General features: G+C 70.0%; 12 protein-coding genes and 1 tRNA gene. 4 read left to right on the forward strand and 9 right to left on the reverse strand.

Annotated elements, in window-relative coordinates; translation table 11 throughout:
- Positions 1-241 precede the first annotated feature (241 nt).
- The 5 genes from thrC to SPRI_RS12455 form a co-directional block, all read right to left on the reverse strand.
- Positions 242-1312, reverse strand: coding sequence for a threonine synthase (gene thrC, locus SPRI_RS12435; RefSeq protein ID WP_005311885.1), 1071 nt, complete (start codon positions 1310-1312; stop codon positions 242-244).
- Between the two features lie 7 nt (positions 1313-1319).
- Positions 1320-2609, reverse strand: coding sequence for a homoserine dehydrogenase (locus tag SPRI_RS12440; RefSeq protein ID WP_037776291.1), 1290 nt, complete (start codon positions 2607-2609; stop codon positions 1320-1322).
- Between the two features lie 100 nt (positions 2610-2709).
- Positions 2710-4101, reverse strand: coding sequence for a diaminopimelate decarboxylase (gene lysA, locus SPRI_RS12445; protein WP_005311889.1), 1392 nt, complete (start codon positions 4099-4101; stop codon positions 2710-2712).
- A gap of 23 nt (positions 4102-4124) precedes the next feature.
- Positions 4125-5351 (reverse strand): ArgS-related anticodon-binding protein NrtL, encoded by a 1227-nt coding sequence (nrtL, locus tag SPRI_RS12450; RefSeq protein ID WP_053556925.1) that lies wholly within the window; start codon positions 5349-5351, stop codon positions 4125-4127.
- Between the two features lie 181 nt (positions 5352-5532).
- Complete coding sequence (locus SPRI_RS12455) at positions 5533-6063, reverse strand: response regulator (RefSeq protein ID WP_078535254.1); 531 nt, start codon at positions 6061-6063, stop codon at positions 5533-5535.
- Positions 6064-6408: 345 nt separating this feature from the next.
- On the opposite strand from SPRI_RS12455, the gene SPRI_RS12460 reads away from it, so the two are divergent.
- Both SPRI_RS12460 and SPRI_RS12465 read left to right on the forward strand, forming a co-directional pair.
- A tRNA-Arg gene (locus tag SPRI_RS12460) sits at positions 6409-6480 on the forward strand.
- Between the two features lie 657 nt (positions 6481-7137).
- The gene (locus SPRI_RS12465) at positions 7138-9009 is read left to right on the forward strand and encodes a pentapeptide repeat-containing protein (protein ID WP_324615996.1); all 1872 of its coding nucleotides are present in this window, start codon (positions 7138-7140) and stop codon (positions 9007-9009) included.
- Here SPRI_RS12465 and SPRI_RS39285 read toward each other — a convergent pair.
- Both SPRI_RS39285 and SPRI_RS39290 read right to left on the reverse strand, forming a co-directional pair.
- On the reverse strand, positions 8925-9497 hold the full coding sequence (locus tag SPRI_RS39285) for a DUF5958 family protein (RefSeq protein WP_234020369.1): 573 nt from the start codon (positions 9495-9497) through the stop codon (positions 8925-8927). The two genes, SPRI_RS12465 and SPRI_RS39285, sit on opposite strands and share 85 nt — an antisense overlap.
- A gap of 85 nt (positions 9498-9582) precedes the next feature.
- Entirely contained in the window at positions 9583-9912 is a 330-nt protein-coding gene (locus SPRI_RS39290) for a hypothetical protein (RefSeq protein ID WP_005311902.1), read from the reverse strand.
- A 510-nt stretch (positions 9913-10422) separates the two neighbouring features.
- Between SPRI_RS39290 and SPRI_RS12470 the strand changes: the two genes are divergently transcribed.
- Positions 10423-11700, forward strand: coding sequence for a M23 family metallopeptidase (locus tag SPRI_RS12470; RefSeq protein WP_063805341.1), 1278 nt, complete (start codon positions 10423-10425; stop codon positions 11698-11700).
- Between the two features lie 764 nt (positions 11701-12464).
- Here the strand turns inward: SPRI_RS12470 and SPRI_RS12475 are convergent.
- Positions 12465-13610 carry an FHA domain-containing protein gene (locus tag SPRI_RS12475; RefSeq protein ID WP_037776295.1) on the reverse strand — a complete coding sequence of 382 codons (1146 nt, stop codon included), beginning with the start codon at positions 13608-13610 and terminating at the stop codon, positions 12465-12467.
- A gap of 289 nt (positions 13611-13899) precedes the next feature.
- Here SPRI_RS12475 and SPRI_RS12480 point away from each other — a divergent pair, with 289 nt between their 5' ends.
- The gene (locus SPRI_RS12480) at positions 13900-15618 is read left to right on the forward strand and encodes a serine/threonine-protein kinase (RefSeq protein WP_053557733.1); all 1719 of its coding nucleotides are present in this window, start codon (positions 13900-13902) and stop codon (positions 15616-15618) included.
- Positions 15619-15720: 102 nt separating this feature from the next.
- Here the strand turns inward: SPRI_RS12480 and SPRI_RS39865 are convergent, their stop codons facing one another.
- Positions 15721-16014 carry a hypothetical protein gene (locus SPRI_RS39865; protein ID WP_310650512.1) on the reverse strand — a complete coding sequence of 98 codons (294 nt, stop codon included), beginning with the start codon at positions 16012-16014 and terminating at the stop codon, positions 15721-15723.
- Between the last annotated feature and the right edge of the window lie 326 nt (positions 16015-16340).

The raw sequence follows: 16340 nt of genomic DNA on the forward strand, positions 1-16340 counted from the left end.
ACGACACCGCGCATATGCGGCGGGCCGGGTTCGGGTACAGCCTATCGAAGGAAGGTTCACCTGCGACATAGGGCGCACAGGAGGCGCACGATGCGTGTCGCGAGCCTCCTGTGCCTCTACGTGTGACGTTGTCCGGGTTGCCATACTTTCCAGTAGGGCAACTGGACGGGCACAAGCGGTCTTCCGGCCGGATCAGGGCCGCGAGCCGCCCTGATCACGCCAGATGCTCCGTGCCGTCGGGCTACGCCAGCCCGAGACGCTCCGCCGCCGCGGCCGCGTCGACCGGGACGGTGACCGGCTGGGGCGCTCCGGCGACCGCCCAGTCGGGGTCCTTCAGACCGTTGCCGGTGACCGTGCACACGATCTTCTGGCCCGGATCGACCTTGCCCTGCTCGGCGGCCTTCAGCAGACCGGCGACGGACGCGGCCGACGCCGGCTCGACGAAGACACCCTCCTGCGACGCCAACAGACGGTAGGCGCGCAGGATCTCACGGTCCGTCACCTCGTCGATGAAGCCGCCCGACTCGTCGCGAGCGGCGATCGCCTGTGTCCAGGACGCGGGATTGCCGATCCGGATCGCGGTGGCGATCGTCGACGGGTCCTTCACGACCTCGCCGCGCACGATCGGCGCGGAGCCGGAAGCCTGGAAACCCCACATACGGGGCGTGCGGGAGGACATGCCGTCCGCGGAGTACTCCTTGTACCCCTTCCAGTACGCCGTGATGTTGCCGGCGTTGCCGACGGGCAGCACATGGATGTCGGGGGCGTCGCCGAGCGCGTCGACGATCTCGAAGGACGCGGTCTTCTGACCCTCGATCCGGTACGGGTTGACCGAATTGACCAGCGCCACCGGGTAGTTCTCCGAGAGGCTGCGGGCCAGGTTCAGGCAGTCGTCGAAGTTGCCGTCGACCTGAAGGATCTTCGACCCGTAGACCAGGGCCTGGCCCATCTTGCCGAGGGCGATCTTGCCCTGCGGCACGAGGACCGCGCAGACCATCCCGGCTCGCACCGCGTACGCGGCGGCGGAGGCGGAGGTGTTGCCGGTGGAGGCACAGATGACGGCCTGCGCGCCCTCCTCCTTGGCCCGGGTGATGGCCATCGTCATACCCCGGTCCTTGAAGGACCCGGTGGGGTTGGCGCCCTCGACCTTGAGGTGCACCTCGCAGCCCGTGCGCTCGGAGAGGACCTGCGCCGGGACGAGCGGCGTGCCACCCTCACGGAGCGTGACGACCGGCGTCGCGTCCGTGACCGGAAGGCGGTCCCGGTACTCCTCGATGATGCCGCGCCACTGGTGGGTGCCGTTGGTGGTCATGGGTCCCTTACTCCCCTTCAACACGCATGATGCTGGCGACACCGCGCACGGTGTCGAGCTTGCGCAGCGCTTCGACGGTCCCGGAAAGGGCGGCGTCGGGCGCGCGGTGGGTGACGACGACGAGAGACGCCTCGCCGTCCTTGCCCTGCTGGCGCACCGTATCGATGGATACGCCGTGCTCGGCGAAGACCGTCGCCACCTGGGCGAGAACGCCCGGCTTGTCGGCCACGTCGAGGCTGATGTGGTAGCGCGTCACCACGTCACCCATCGGGCTCACGGGCAGTTGGGTGTACGCCGACTCGCCGGGCCCCGTCGCCTCGGCGAGTTTGTTGCGGCACACGGCGACGAGGTCGCCGAGCACGGCGGACGCGGTGGGCGAGCCGCCGGCGCCGGGGCCGTAGAACATCAGCTGCCCGGCGGCCTCGGCCTCGACGAAGACGGCGTTGTACGCCTCGCGGACCGACGCCAGCGGGTGGCTGAGCGGGATCATCGCGGGGTGCACGCGGGCCGTCACCGACTGCCCGTCCGCCGCCCGCTCGCAGATCGCGAGGAGCTTGACGGTGCAGCCCATGCGGCGGGCGGAGGCCATGTCGGCGGCGGTGACCTCGGTGAGGCCCTCGCGGTAGACGTCGTCGAGGCGCACCCGGGTGTGGAAGGCGATCCCGGCGAGGATGGCGGCCTTGGCGGCCGCGTCGAAGCCCTCGACGTCGGCGGTCGGGTCGGCCTCGGCGTAGCCGAGGGCGGTCGCCTCGTCCAGCGCCTCGGAGTATCCGGCCCCCGAGCTGTCCATCTTGTCGAGGATGAAGTTGGTCGTGCCGTTGACGATGCCGAGGACGCGGTTGACCTTGTCGCCGGCGAGGGACTCGCGCAGCGGCCTGATCAGCGGGATCGCACCGGCGACGGCGGCCTCGAAGTACAGGTCACGGCCGTGCTGCTCGGCGGCGGCGTACAGCGTCGCGCCGTCCTCGGCGAGCAGCGCCTTGTTGGCGGAGACCACGGAGGCGCCGTGCTCGAACGCGGTGGTGATGAGGGTGCGGGCGGGCTCGATGCCGCCGATGACCTCGATGACCACGTCGATGTCGCCGCGTTTCACGAGCGCGGTCGCGTCCGTGGTGATGAGCGCCGGGTCGATGCCCTCGCGCACCTTCGACGGCCGGCGCACGGCGACCCCGGCGAGCTCCACCGGGGCGCCGATCCGCGCGGCGAGGTCGTCGGCGTGCGTCGTCATGATGCGCGCCACCTCTGAGCCGACCACTCCACAGCCCAGCAGCGCCACCTTCAGCGGACGCGTACGCATCATCCGACCTCGCTTCTCATTACTTCTTGGATGTGGACCAGTCTCACCCACCGAACCGGAGTTTCTATCCTCCGTCCGGCATGCGAGACATCTATCTCAACTATCCGACATCGAGACGCAGGAGATCTTCCTCCGTCTCACGCCGGACGATCACCCGCGCCTCGCCGTCCGCGACGGCGACGACGGGCGGGCGAAGTGCGTGGTTGTAGTTGCTGGCCATGGAACGGCAGTACGCGCCGGTGGCCGGCACGGCGATCAGATCGCCCGGTGCGAGGTCGGCCGGCAGGAACGCGTCCTTGACCACGATGTCGCCGCTCTCACAGTGCTTGCCGACGACCCGGCTGAGCATGGGAGCCGCCTCAGAGGTCCTCGACACCAGCGCGACGCTGTACTCGGCGTCGTACAGCGCGGTGCGGATGTTGTCCGACATGCCGCCGTCGACGCTCACATAGGTACGCAGCCCCTCGAGCGGCTTGACCGTGCCGACCTCGTACAGGGTGAAGGCGGTGGGCCCGACGATCGCGCGGCCCGGCTCGACGGAGATGCGGGGCGGCCGCAGTCCGGCGGCCTCGCACTCGCGGGTGACGATCTCGGTCAGGGACTTGGCGATCTCGTGCGGCTCACGCGGATCGTCCTCGGAGGTGTACGCGATGCCGAGGCCGCCACCGAGGTCGATCTCGGGCAGCTCGACACCGTGCTCGTCCCGCACCTCGGCGAGCAGCTGCACGACCCGGCGGGCGGAGACCTCGAAGCCGGCCATGTCGAAGATCTGCGACCCGATGTGCGAGTGGATCCCGATCAGCTCGAGCCCGTCCAGCTTCAGCGCGCGGCGCACCGCCTCCGCGGCCTGACCGCCGGCCAGCGCGATGCCGAACTTCTGGTCCTCGTGGGCCGTGGCGATGAACTCGTGCGTGTGGGCCTCGACGCCGACGGTCACCCGGATCTGCACCCGCTGCCGCTTCCCCGCGCGCTGGGCGATGTGGGCGACCCGGACGATCTCCTGGAACGAATCGAGCACGATCCGGCCGACGCCGGCCTCCACCGCCCGCTCGATCTCCTCGACCGACTTGTTGTTGCCGTGGAAGGCGATGCGCTCCGCGGGCATCCCGGCGGCCAGCGCCGTCGCCAGCTCGCCGCCCGAGCAGACGTCGAGGTTGAGCCCCTCCTCCTTCAGCCACCTGACGATCGCCCGGGACAGAAACGCCTTGCCCGCGTAGAACACGTCCGCGTCCTTGCCGAAGGCGGCGGCCCAGGCGCGGCAGCGGGCACGGAAGTCGGCCTCGTCGAGGAAGTAGGCCGGGGTCCCGAACTCCTCCGCCAGCCTGGTCACTTCGATCCCGCCGACGGACACGACACCGTCCTCGTTGCGGGTGACGGTGCCGGCCCACACCTTCGGGTCGAGGGCGTTCAGGTCGGTGGGCGGTGCCGTGTAGTGCCCCTCGGGGAGGACATCGGCATGACGGGGACCGGCGGGGTGTGCGGATCGGCTCATCGGAATCTGGTCTCTCTCACGTCTCACAGATGGTCGGGCGCGCTGATACCGAGCAGGGACAGGCCACCGGCGAGCACCGTCCCGGCGGCCTCGGCAAGGGCCAGCCGCGAACGGTGGGCGGCCGAGGGTTTCTCGTCCCCGACGGGCAGCACGCTGTGCTGAGCGCTGCTCTGGAAGGAGAGGAGAGCGTCGGCGGTGACTTCCAGATGCCGGGCGAGCCGGTCGGGCGCACCGAGGCGGGCGGCGTCCGCGAGCACGGCCGGATGACCGCCGACGGCGGCGGTGAGAGCGGGCGCGTCGACATGCTCGTCCGGGCTGCCGGCGAACCCGAGCTGCGCGGCGTTGCGGGAGAGGGCGCGGGCGCGGGCGTGAGCGTAGCGCACACGGAAGAGGGGGTTGCGTTCGTGGTGGAGGAGGAGGGGGTGCGGGGTGTGGGCGGTCGCCCGCGGGTGCGTTGTCGCGGACCTGCGGTCGGCGGGCCGGGCCGGGGTGGGCGCCGCGGACGGGCCGGTCGGGGACGCGTCGGCCGGGGACGGGCCGGTCGGGGGCCGGTGCGTGGGGGGTTCGTGTGCGGTGGACTCGTGCGCGGTGGGGTGGTCCGTCAGGGGCCGGTCGTGCGCCGCGGCGGCGAGCAGTCCCCAGCGGGTGGCGTCCACGCCGAGGCGCCGCAGGAGGGTGGCCGCGTCGTCGGCGGCCGGAACGGGGGCGACGTCCGTACGCGGCCGGCCGTGCGCGTGCTCGGCTTCGATACGCACGCCGAGGCCTGCCCAACCCGGGTCGGCGGCGCCTTCGCAGAGGGTCCGGCTCGGGGTGCCCTGCGACAACCGGATCCGGCGCAGGGTGTCGGCGATGACGGCTGCCCGTACGTCGGCGCGGTAGGTGATCTCCTCGACGGCCCCGGTCAGGTCGGTCCATCCGTACTTCTCGCCGCGCTCCAGGACGTCCCTTACGAGGCCCTGCTGGGTGTCGGGCTCGAGGGTGATGTTGAGGAATCCGGGCCCGGTGATGTCGACGGCGGCGATCCCGGGGGCGGCGGCGATGCGGTGGCCCAGCTCCGCAGCCACTTCTACGGCCGGCCGCCCGGCCTGCCGCGCCAGGCGCAGCGCGATCCCGGTGGCGTAGTCCCCGCGCCCGCCGGGGCGGGGCCGCTCGACCTTGACGTCGCGAGGGGCGTCGACGCGCAGCGCACCGTCCTCCACGGCACGGCACACGGCGTGCCGCACGGTACGGGAGAGCTCTGCGGGGGTCACGGGACAAGCGTATGGGAGGAAGGGGGGCACTCCGCGAACCGGTTTCGCGATGCGGGCACTGTGGGGGTGGTGGGGGCGGTGACGGCGGCGGCGTGCGCGGTAGAGCCGGCGGCGGTGGCGGGGCCCGTCGATGTCAGGCACTCCGCGGTCGGGGGCGCGGTCGACCTCCGGCTGGGCGCGGTCAACCTCTGGCGCTCTCCGCCTGCCCGGCCTCGTGCCTGCCGTCGAGGGACGGCGGGCCACCCTCCCCGGACTCGCGGGAGTCCCGGGGTCCTCTGGGATCCCTGGGCTCGCGATGGGTCAACTGCCGTACGACCCGCACCAGCTCGGCCGGCTCGAAGGGCTTGGCGAGGAAGGCGTCCACTCCGGCGGCGACACCGCAGTCGACCTCGTACTGCGTACACGCGCTGATGATCGCGAGGGGGATGTGCCGGGTGCGCGGGTCGTCCCGCAGCAGGGCGGCGGTCCGCAGACCGTCCAGCCTGGGCATGACGACGTCGAGGGTGATGACGTCCGGCTGCACGTGATGCACCACATCCAGACACTCGGCACCATCGGCCGCGGTCACGACCTCGAAGCCCTCCAGCTCGAGGTTGACCCTGATCAGCTGCCGAATCACCCGGTTGTCATCGACAACGAGCACTCGGCCGGACACGCCGGACACAACTCGAGAGTAGGTCCGCGGACAGGGCTGCGTCCGGGTTTTGCCCACTTCCGACCCGTGCGGGCGAAGGGCGGGAAGGAGGGGAGCGAGCGGCCGATTGATCGTGTACGGGGCGGGGCCGGGTACGGACGCTCGACTGCGCCCACGGCGGGGTAACCACGCAACCGGGACGGCCCGGGTCGGTGTACAACCAGGACCGCACCGGCCGGTGCGGGACTCGGACAGGTCCACGGGAGGTGCCGGGGCGGCTGCCCGGGCAGCCGGCTCGACACCCGGGAAACCCGCTCCGCGGGGCCTCAGGAACCTGTTCCCCCGGACCCTAAATACCTGTTCACAGTGACCCTTCGGGAGCTGGTAGTGTTCTACCCGTCGCCACGCAGCAGCGCGGCGCACGCCCCCGTAGCTCAGGGGATAGAGCAACGGCCTCCGGAGCCGTGTGCGCAGGTTCGAATCCTGCCGGGGGCACACTGTGTAAGTGTGTCCAAGACCCCGTCACCAGCGGAAACGCTGAGGCCGGGGTCTTCGCGTATGTGCAGCCGTATGCCGCTCGAAGCTGGCGCATGCCGAGGTCTGTGGACGAGGCGTGGAAAGGATCTTGGAACATTGCCGCAGGTGAGCCGCTCGAAATCGCTTTGAGGAACAAGCGTCATCACACACCTCGAGTGTTGCGTGGACGGGACGGCCAGCAGGTCCCGACCCTCGCTGCCGCGGTCTGGCGATCGGGACCTCGTCGGAGCATGATGCCTGCATGCCTCGGGGGAAGAAGGATTATCGATGGCCGCATGCGACCTGTGTGGCTGTGGACTGACAAGTCAGGTCGCCCGCGCTTCTCGTTCGATCACGTGCATCGTGCGAAGTCGCAGATGCTCGAGATGCCCAGAGATCCTGAGTTGCTGATGGCATTGGTTAAGAGTCGGCCGCCTCGTGCTCAGCGGCCCTCGATGGCAAAGGAGCAAGGAACGCGATACGGCGTTCAGTTTCTTGAACGTTCCGCGGTGGCTGGTTCCGCGGTGACAGGGTGCTGCTGATCGCCTGTCACGAGCCGATAGTCCCGGAGCCATCAGGACATGAGCACCCCACCGGCCCTCGCGCCAGCCCCGCCTCCCTGGCCGCACTGTGGGCATGGCGCCGACCCCGGCACTGACCCCGTCGGCTGTCGCGGCATCCATGCGCCAGGCCGCACCGCATGCCTGGCCCACCTCGGACGACACCGATCGCGACGCCTACCTGACCGGCTTGCACCCCGGCGCGGACATCGACCACCGCGGCACCCCCTTCACACGGCTCCTCCTTCAATCCCTTCTCCAAGCCCTCCATGACCCCGCCACCCAGAAGTGCCGCTTCGGTGAAGCTCTGTTCGACCGGGCACGGTTCTCCGGAGGCGCTCGTTTCGATCAGGCTGAGTTTGCCGGCTCTGCCTGGTTCAGAGCGGCTGAGTTCTCCGGCCCTGCCGCGTTCGGCCGGGTGCAGTTCTCCCGCCTCTCCCGGTTTGATCAGGCTCAGTTTTCCGGCGACGCCGTGTTCAGCGAGGTGCGGTTCGCCGGTGACGCCGGTTTCAGTGGAGCGCAGTTCGCCGACGGCGCCCGGTTCGGTGGAGCGCAGTTCGCCCACGGCGCCCGGTTCAGCGGAGCGCAGTTTTCCGGCGTCGCTGTGTTCGACAGGGTGCAGTTTTCCGGCGGTGCCCAGTTCGGCGGAGCGCAGTTTTCCAACGCCGCCCGGTTCAACGAGACGCACGTGACTGGGGACGCCGTGTTCGACCGGGCGACGTTCTCCGGCCCCGCCGGGTTCCGCGAGGCGCGATTCGCCGGTCACGTCGCGTTCGCCGGAGCGCGATTTGTTGAGATGACGCGGTTCGGTCCGGTGGTGTGTACGGGGACGGTGGATCTGTCCGGTGCGGTGTTCGAGGTGCCCGTGACGCTGGAGATCGCGGCGCGTGAGGAGGTGCGCTGCGAGAGGACGCGCTGGGAGTCGACGGCAACGCTGCGCCTGCGCTACGCGACCGTGGACCTCAGTCACGCGGTGCTGTTGTTCCCCGTGGCGGTCACCGCCCACCCTGCTCCCTTCACCACCGACACCGGTACGGCGGTGGACGAGCGTCTGCTACAAAGCCTGGAGGACCGGGTATGCGTGGTCTCCGTGCGCGGGGTGGACGCCGCGCACCTGATGCTTACCGACACCGACCTGAGCGACTGCCTGTTCGCCGGGGCCTTCCACCTGGACCAGCTCCGTCTGGAAGGCCGCTGCACCTTCGCCCCCACCCCCACCGGCCCCCGCCACAGTCACCACATATGGCTCTGCCGATGGAGTCCCCGGCGCACCCTGGCCGAGGAACACCACTGGCGCGCCCAAGCTTCTGGCCGGCCTGCCACGCCCCTCGGACAGCCCTCCTCCCCCCGATACTGGCGAACCGGACCGCACCACCCCGACCACGACCAGACCCCCGACCCGGAAGATGTGGCCGCCATCTACCGGCAGTTGCGCAAAGCGTTCGAGGACGGCAAGAACGAGCCCGGCGCCGCAGACTTCTACTACGGCGAGATGGAGATGCGCCGCCACGACTACACCGGCACCCCACCTGGTGAACGGGGTCTGCTGTGGGCCTACTGGCTGGTGTCCGGCTACGGCCTGCGTGCCTCACGCGCCCTGGGCTGGCTGGTGGCGGCCATGGCAGTCACCGTCGTGCTCATCATGGGGCTCGGCCTGCCCGACTCATCCCCGCAACAGGTGGCCTCCGGCGCCATTCCGGCCGGCGGCGGACCGGTGACGCTGATTGTGGACGAGCAGAACCCGGAGCTGACGCTACGGCTAGGTGACCGGTTTACTGGGGAGCGCCTCGATCAGGCCTTCCGGGTGGTGCTGAACTCCGTCGTGTTCCGCTCCAGCGGCCAGGACCTCACCACCTGGGGCACTTACATCGAGATGGTCAGCCGTTTCACCGAACCCGTACTGCTCGCGCTGGCCATCCTCGCCATGCGCAGCCGCATCAAACGCTGATCGTGGTGGGGATTGAGGCACGTAGGTTGATCACGTCGGAGCGTCGAGTCACAGGAGTCTCGGCGGCCGTGATGGCGCTCACCAAGATCCCCGGCAAGACCCAGGGCAAGAAAGATTGCGTCCTGCCGCAGATACGAAAGGTTGTGCCACTCGTGGCCGCACCCATCGGCACAATGCAGCATCCGCCGGCGAGCATCCGCGATGCTGAACAGGGCGATGAGCAGGCGGAACGACTTGGTGAGTTCATAAGCCGGGAGTGCTTCCATCCCGAAGCGCCACTTCGTGAGCATCACCGCCGGCGTGTGAGTGGGACGAATGCCAGAACGCGCAATGCTCTCAGGCACATCATCCTCGCAGGCGCGGGCCTGCCCGCAGAACAGCACCAGTGCGTGCAGGACCTTGCGTTGGTCCTCCTCCGCAAGGCCCTCGAACCACTCGACACCCTCGGCCGTCGGTCTGAGCCCTTGCGCGAGTTCGTTCAGGACCACCTCGTGTGCGTACAACGTCGTTCGCCTCCCCGTAGGTTCAGGCCGACGGTACGCTCACCAAAGCCCCGACGGTTCCCCGAGCTGTTCAGTGCGAAGGCGTGAAGCCGGCGGACCGGTCGAGGTGGAACGCGGAACCTGGAGTCGTCGGAGTCCACCCCTCACCCAGGGCAAGCCGAACAGCCGCGGCAACACTGGACGGCCGTACAGGCTCAGCCTCGCGCCCCATCCAGTTGCTCGGATGCGGCTGGCCGGTGGTGACCACGAGCGTCGTTCCCGGGGTGTCCGCACGCTCGACCGCGAACGTGCACGGCGACCACGCCAAGCCCTGGAAGTAGGTCGGCCTGCCTCGAAGCCTCCAACGGTAGGCTGTGCCGTCGACGACGATCAGTCGTGATCCCCTGCGGACCAGCGCCATGACTCCCCCTTCAACAGCGAAGATGCTAGCGAGCTCGGCGCAGTCGTCCGTCTCGGTTTCCGTCTCATTCAGCGCCGTTCACGACCGTTCAGACAGGACCGGATGCGGTAGCCGTCCAGACGACCGGCCGTCCATGAACGCAGGTGAACGCCCCCGTACACACCCCACGACCCCACCAACACAGTTGGAAAGCGTGTTGGGGGCAACCCTTCACGAGTTCGAATCTCGTAGCCTCCGCCAGTGCCTCACGGGCAAGATGTCGAAGGGCCCCACCGTTCGCGGTGGGGCCCTTCGACGGTTCTCAGCCCTCGTTGTCCGTACGTGCAGCGTCACGAAGCTGCCGTTGGGCGAGAACTCGGTGGTCGGTGCGGCTGGACGGGTGCAGTTCGGCACCTGACTCCGGCGCCCTCCGCCCGGAGCGGTGTGCCGTCGGATTACATGGGCCTGCGTCTCGGCGCGGGGCGTGCCGGCGTCCTTCACGGCCCCGGATCCGACGAACGAAAGAGCGCAATGGCAGAGCGCGACCCTCGCAACCGCACTGGCCGCCGCCCGCTACTTCGCGGGCTCGCCGCTGCCGTGCTCGCGGCCGGCATGCTGATGACCTCAGCGGGACAAGGACACGGAACCGGCGCGGCCACTCCGGCGCCCGGCGCAGAGTTCACGCCGTTGACGGCGGCGGTGCTGACCAAACCGACGCCGTTCGTCGCCACGGACGGTCAGACGCACATCTCGTACGAACTGCTCACCACGAGTTCCCTGCCCAGCAGCGCGCCGTTGCGGCTCGACCGTGTCGACGTCCGCGACGCCCGCACGCACCAGGTCGTCGGCTCGCTGAGCGGGCAGGCGCTGGCCGATGCCGCCAATCCGGTGGGTGACCCGCTGCCGGGTGCAGACGGGTACACCCCGGCGCCTCCGGGACCGACGCCGACCGTCATCCAGGGCTCCCAGCAGTGGATCATCTGGCTCGACCTGATCCTCGACCGTGGTCAGCGGGTGCCCAAGGCCCTCGAACACCAGCTCTCGGGTGCCGTCCTGAACCCCTCCGGCCCCTCCGCCGCCTTCGAGGAGACGGTGCAGGCCACCCGGATCGCCCGCACTCCGCCGTTGAACCTGAGCCCGCCGGTCCGTCCCGGCACCTGGTACTCCAGCGAGTCGTGCTGCGGCAACACCCACCACCGGCGCGGCCTCGCCCCGATCAACGGCCGCTTCTATGTGCCGCAGCGCTTCGCGATCGACTGGTACCGGGTCGGCGAGCAGGGGCAGACCTGGGAGGGCGACCCCGCACGGCTCACCAGCTACCTGAGCTACCGTCAGCCGGTCGTGGCCTCGGCCGGCGGCAGAGTGGTGGAGGTCCGGGACGGACTCCCGGACCAAACGCCGCCCGTCACACCGCCCACCCCGCCGATCGAGGACACCGTCGGCAACCACGTCACCGTGGAAGTCGCGCCGGGCCGCTATCTGCTCTACGCCCACCTGACACCCGGCTCGCTCAGGGTCCGGGAGGGCGACCGGGTCGAACCCGGCCAGGTCCTCGGGCTGATCGGCAACAGCGGCAACTCCGCCACGCCGCACCTGCACTTCCAGGTGATGACCACAGCCGAGTCCTTCCCGACCGACAGTCCGCCGTTCACCTTCCGGCACTTCAACGTCGTCGGACACGTCGAACCCCGGATCTGGGACGACAACCTGGGCCTGCAGCCGACCGGTGTCCTGCCGATCACACCCTCGCCGCACGACGGCCGACACCGTGCGCGGTATCCGCTCGACCGCGAGGTGCTGGAGTTCTGACCGGACGCCGGTCGGACCGACGGCCGGGCGCAGCGTGAAGCACCAGTCGGTCGAGGATGTGATCAGGCGCTGCCGCTCTCCCTGTCCCATTTGTCCGGGACGCGGTCGGTTCCTCATTGGGACACCCACCACCACCGCATCCCACCCACCGGTGCCCCGGCCTCCGCAAGTCCACTGCGTCGACAGGCCGGGGCACCGGCCTGTCGACGCACCGCACGCCGCCCAACCGGTATGACCCTCACTGACCGATCTGTAGAGCTACGGATCAGAGGGCGGCGGGATCGTCGCGGGTCGACCGTCGTGGGTCGCTCTGGCCGACGAAAACTTCGGACAGCGTGGCTTAGGCGGGTGGGGTACAGCGAGACACACGCGCCTGATCGGCCGACGTACCCACCGTCGTGGCTGACTGTCGTCGGCTGAGGTCCAGATCTCGAAGACCGAGCGTCCGTCCAGGGTTCCCAAGGGTGAACGGGTCGTGCCATACGCGTGCCAGATCCTGCGGGGAACCACGGGGAACAGCGGGTACTTGCCACGGGTCCGACCAGAGCTCCAACACCACTCCGCCGCAGGTCATCGCGACAGCCACCTCCAAGAGACCCAAGCTTCCCAAGCTGAGAGAGCGAGTGGGACCGCGCGCAGACTCCCCTGGGCACTGCCGAACTGCCCGGTCGGCCCTGCAGAGGTCCGGAGGGGCGGTCTCCGGGCGTACCGATGCGGCGGAGGAATCACCCGACGGGTTCGCCGTCCGGTCGACGCCACGGGGGTCAGGCCCGGCGGGTGGGTGCCGCGGCGGTGGGCGGCACGGGGGCCCTGGCGGCTTCCGCCCGCCAGGCGTCGGCCAGTTCGGCGGGGAAGCGTCGGCCACTGCGCGTGAGTACGACGCCGGATGCGAGTTCGACCTCGTCGCCGGGGCGGAAGGGGCGGTCGGTCTGCGGGGGGAGCTTCTCCCAGGGGCCGAACGCACCGTGTCTGCCGGCACGGCGCATTCGGGTGCCGTAGGTGCTGACGTCACGGATCAGGACCGCGCCGCTCCGGGCGGAGACGGCCACATGCCTGCGGCTCACCTGCTGGGCGATCTGCGGGGACAGCAGACTGTGCAGGGCGATGCCCGCCTGCCCCGGCAGCCGGCCGATGTGCGCCTCGGAGCCCTCGCCGAGGGTGTACCGGGCCACGCAGGTGCCGTCGACGACGGCCTTGAGCTGGGTGGTGCCCAGGCGCGGTCCCTCGTCCACCAGAGGTGTGCCGTGGAGCTCGCAGGTGGGCACACCGCGCCGCATGCGGGGCAGGAGGATCCGTTCGCCCTTGCGGATGTCGTAGAGGGTGCAGCGGTGTTCCGGGCAGCGCCAGGTCCGCATGATCACCTCGGCCAGCGGGGTCCGGGAGGGGCCGAGGAGGCCCTGCTTCTTCAGTGCGGACAGTTCCAGCCTGCGCGAGATCTCCGCCGCCGAGCGCACGCCCATGTCCATCGCCACCAGGGCGACGGATCCGTCGCGGCGGGCTTCCGGTTTGAGGAACTGCCAGGTGTTGCCCTGGATCCACGGGTGTTCGACGCGGTGGTCGATGTACTGGTCGCCGGTGACGACCGGCAACGAGGTCATGCGGGCCAGTTCGAGGACGCGCTCATCGGCGTCGTCGACCTCCTCGACCAGCCCGTCGGCCACCCAACCCCGCAGTCGCCGGACCTCGGTCTGATCGCCGAACTCGCGGCGCCCGCCCAGCAGGCTGGTGTCGGCGACCAGGTAGACGGAGACGTCGGGATCCCTGGTGAGCTCCATCAGGGCCCTCAGGACCAGACCCAGACGGCGTAAGGACCGCGGGCCGCGTGGGCCGATGGAGGTGTCGCGTACGACGTTGGAGAGCTCCACCAGGTAGTCGGCCCGCTCCGCCGAAGCGGCCAGATGATGTTCCACGGACACCTCGCTGTCCCACGGCAGGGGGTGTCACTCTAAGGCCGTCCGGCGGCATCCGCCATCAGGACGGATTCTCGCGATTCCGCGGAACTGCCCGAGCTCCGCCGCTTTCCCATCTCCTCGGATGCCCAACGGGGGTGCGGGCTCGTCGGTACGATCAACCCACTGACGGGGAGGGGCAGAAATCTTGAACAGATCTGGCGGGACAGGCCAGTTGAGGCCGCTGGACCCCGAAGACCCGCAGGAGGTGGCCGGTTACCGCCTGCTCGCCAGGATCGGCGAGGGCGGCATGGGACGCGTCTACCTCTCCCGTACGCGCGGCAACCAGCCGGTCGCCCTGAAGGTGATCCGCCGCGAGTACGCCCAGGACGAGGAGTTCCGCCGTCGCTTCGAACAGGAGGCGACCTCCGCCCGCAGGGTGCAGGGCTACTACGTCGTCCCCGTCGTCGATCACGACACCACCGGCCCCCAGCCGTGGCTGGCCACCGCCTACGTCCCCGGCCTCGCCCTGGACCAGCTCCTCAGCGAGCACGGGACGCTCCCGCTGACCACGGTGCTGCAGCTGACCGGCTGCGCGGCGGAGGCGCTGCACGCCGTGCACAAGGCCGGAGTGATCCACCGTGACATGAAACCGAGCAACATTCTCGTCGGATCCGAAGGCCCCTGGATCATCGACTTCGGCATCGCCCGGGCCGCCGACGCCACCCAGCTCACTCGCAGCGGCGGGCTCATCGGCACCCCTCAGTTCATGTCGCCCGAACACGCCGGCGGCCAGGAGCTCACGCCGGCGACCGACGTCTTCTCGCTCGGCCTGATCGCCGCCGTCGCCGCGACCGGCCGCCACCCCTATGGCGACGCCGGAGCCATCACCCTGGCCACCAAGATCGCCAATAGCGAGTTCCGGCCGCCGGACCTGACGGCGTATCCCGAACCGCTGCGTACCGTCCTGGAACGCACGCTGGCCGCCGACGCGGCCGCCCGACCCACGCCCTCCGAGCTGGCGGAACTGTGCCAGGAGCTCAGCGGGCGGCCGCTGCGTGACTTCACCGGCTGGCTGCCCGCGCCCGTCGCGGCGGACATCGCCCGACGGGAGCAACTCGCCCGGCAGCAGGGCGAAGCCGGGTCCGGACCGCACTCCGGGGACGTGGCGGGTGCCGAGACCGTGCCCCCGCCCTCCGTGGCGGAAGCCGGGGCTGTGCACCTCGGCGCCACGGCGGCAGCCCACACCGCACCGCCGGCCGGCGTGGCGTCCGGCGGATACACACCCACCCATGCCTCCCGGCCCGGTGGGCAGCCGCACCACGGCCGGGCGCAGCCGGCGCCTCCGACCGGATCCCCTACCCCGCTTCCGCATGGAGCACCACCCTCCACCGGTCCGTCGGCAGCGCCGTCAGCGGCCCGCAGCCGCACCCCGCTGGCGGCCGGCGCGGCCGTGCTCGCACTGGTGGTGGCGGCGACGGCCGCCTGGGTCCTCACCCGGGACGACGACACGGACAGCGCCCGGGGCAGCGGCGGACGCCCCGCCTCGCCGCCGAGCACCGGCGCGTCGCCCACCGGGAACGCGACGCCGAACGGCTATACGGAGATCTTCAAGGACAAGCCGCTCACCTTGCGCGCCCAGTTCACCTCCAACCGCATCTCCTACACCAACGTCGACCTGGACGAACCGAAGATCGACACGAAGGCCCTCAGCGAAGGGAAGGGAAACGAGCTGCAGTACGAGGAGTTCGGCGAAACCTATATCCTGCGCTTCCTGACGACCATGGGGAAGAGCTCGGGCACCACCCCCGAGCAGTGCGCCGAGGGCGCGGCGGCCGACGCGGTGCCCTCCGAGCTCGGCGACGACGCACAGGGCGAACACCTGACCCCGGGCACGGTGCTGTGCACCGTCACCGACGAGGACAACCTCGCGATGCTCACCATCAAGGACGTCGTCGTCCAGAAGGACGCCGCGGGTGTCGAGGGACGCGACTACGTCACCGAACTGACTCTCTGGCGGGCGCCCTGACCCGCCCGTCACGGAAGAGATCCCGTCCCGTCGTACCAACTCGTCCCGTCGTACCAACTCGTCCTGCGTGGGCATCACCGTGCAGGACCACCCGCCGCTGAGTCACCGCCGTGACGGCGAGCGATCTTCTTCGGAAACGGCATGCAGGCCATTCGGCGAGGCGGAAAGCTTGGCCATGGGCTCGAAGTACGGGAGGCCCAGTGACTTGGGCTCCTCCAACCAGTGCAGCCGGCGGAGCAGGTCGGCCAGCTCGCCGACCGTCGCGTATCCCTCGCGCTCCTGGACGCTCTCCCAGAAGGTGACGACCAGGCCGCGGACGACGATGGGCCGAGCGATATCGGCCGGTACTCGGGTGGCTGGGAAGTCGACCGTTTTCAACCAGCGCGCCACTGCCACGGCCCGTTCCATCTCCGGCAGGACACCGGGTCACGGGCGATGCGGACGATGATCGGTAAGGACGCCAGCCGGTACACCGCGTCGGAACCCAACCGCAGCAGTTCGGCCCCGGTCGCGTCCAAGCTGGCAGCCTCGCACGCCTCGCGCAGGACGTCTGCCACGCCCTCCGCTGTGAACTCTGTACCGCCGCCGACGTCCCCCGCCACTGATCTTGAGCGGGCGACACTCCTGCACCTCTCCCCTGCCAGAAGACCCCGTCACCAGCGGAAACGCTGACGCCAGGGTCTTCGCGTATATGCAGCCGTATGCCGCTCGGAGCGGGCGTA

Source organism: Streptomyces pristinaespiralis (genome assembly GCF_001278075.1).
GTDB lineage: Bacteria > Actinomycetota > Actinomycetes > Streptomycetales > Streptomycetaceae > Streptomyces > Streptomyces pristinaespiralis.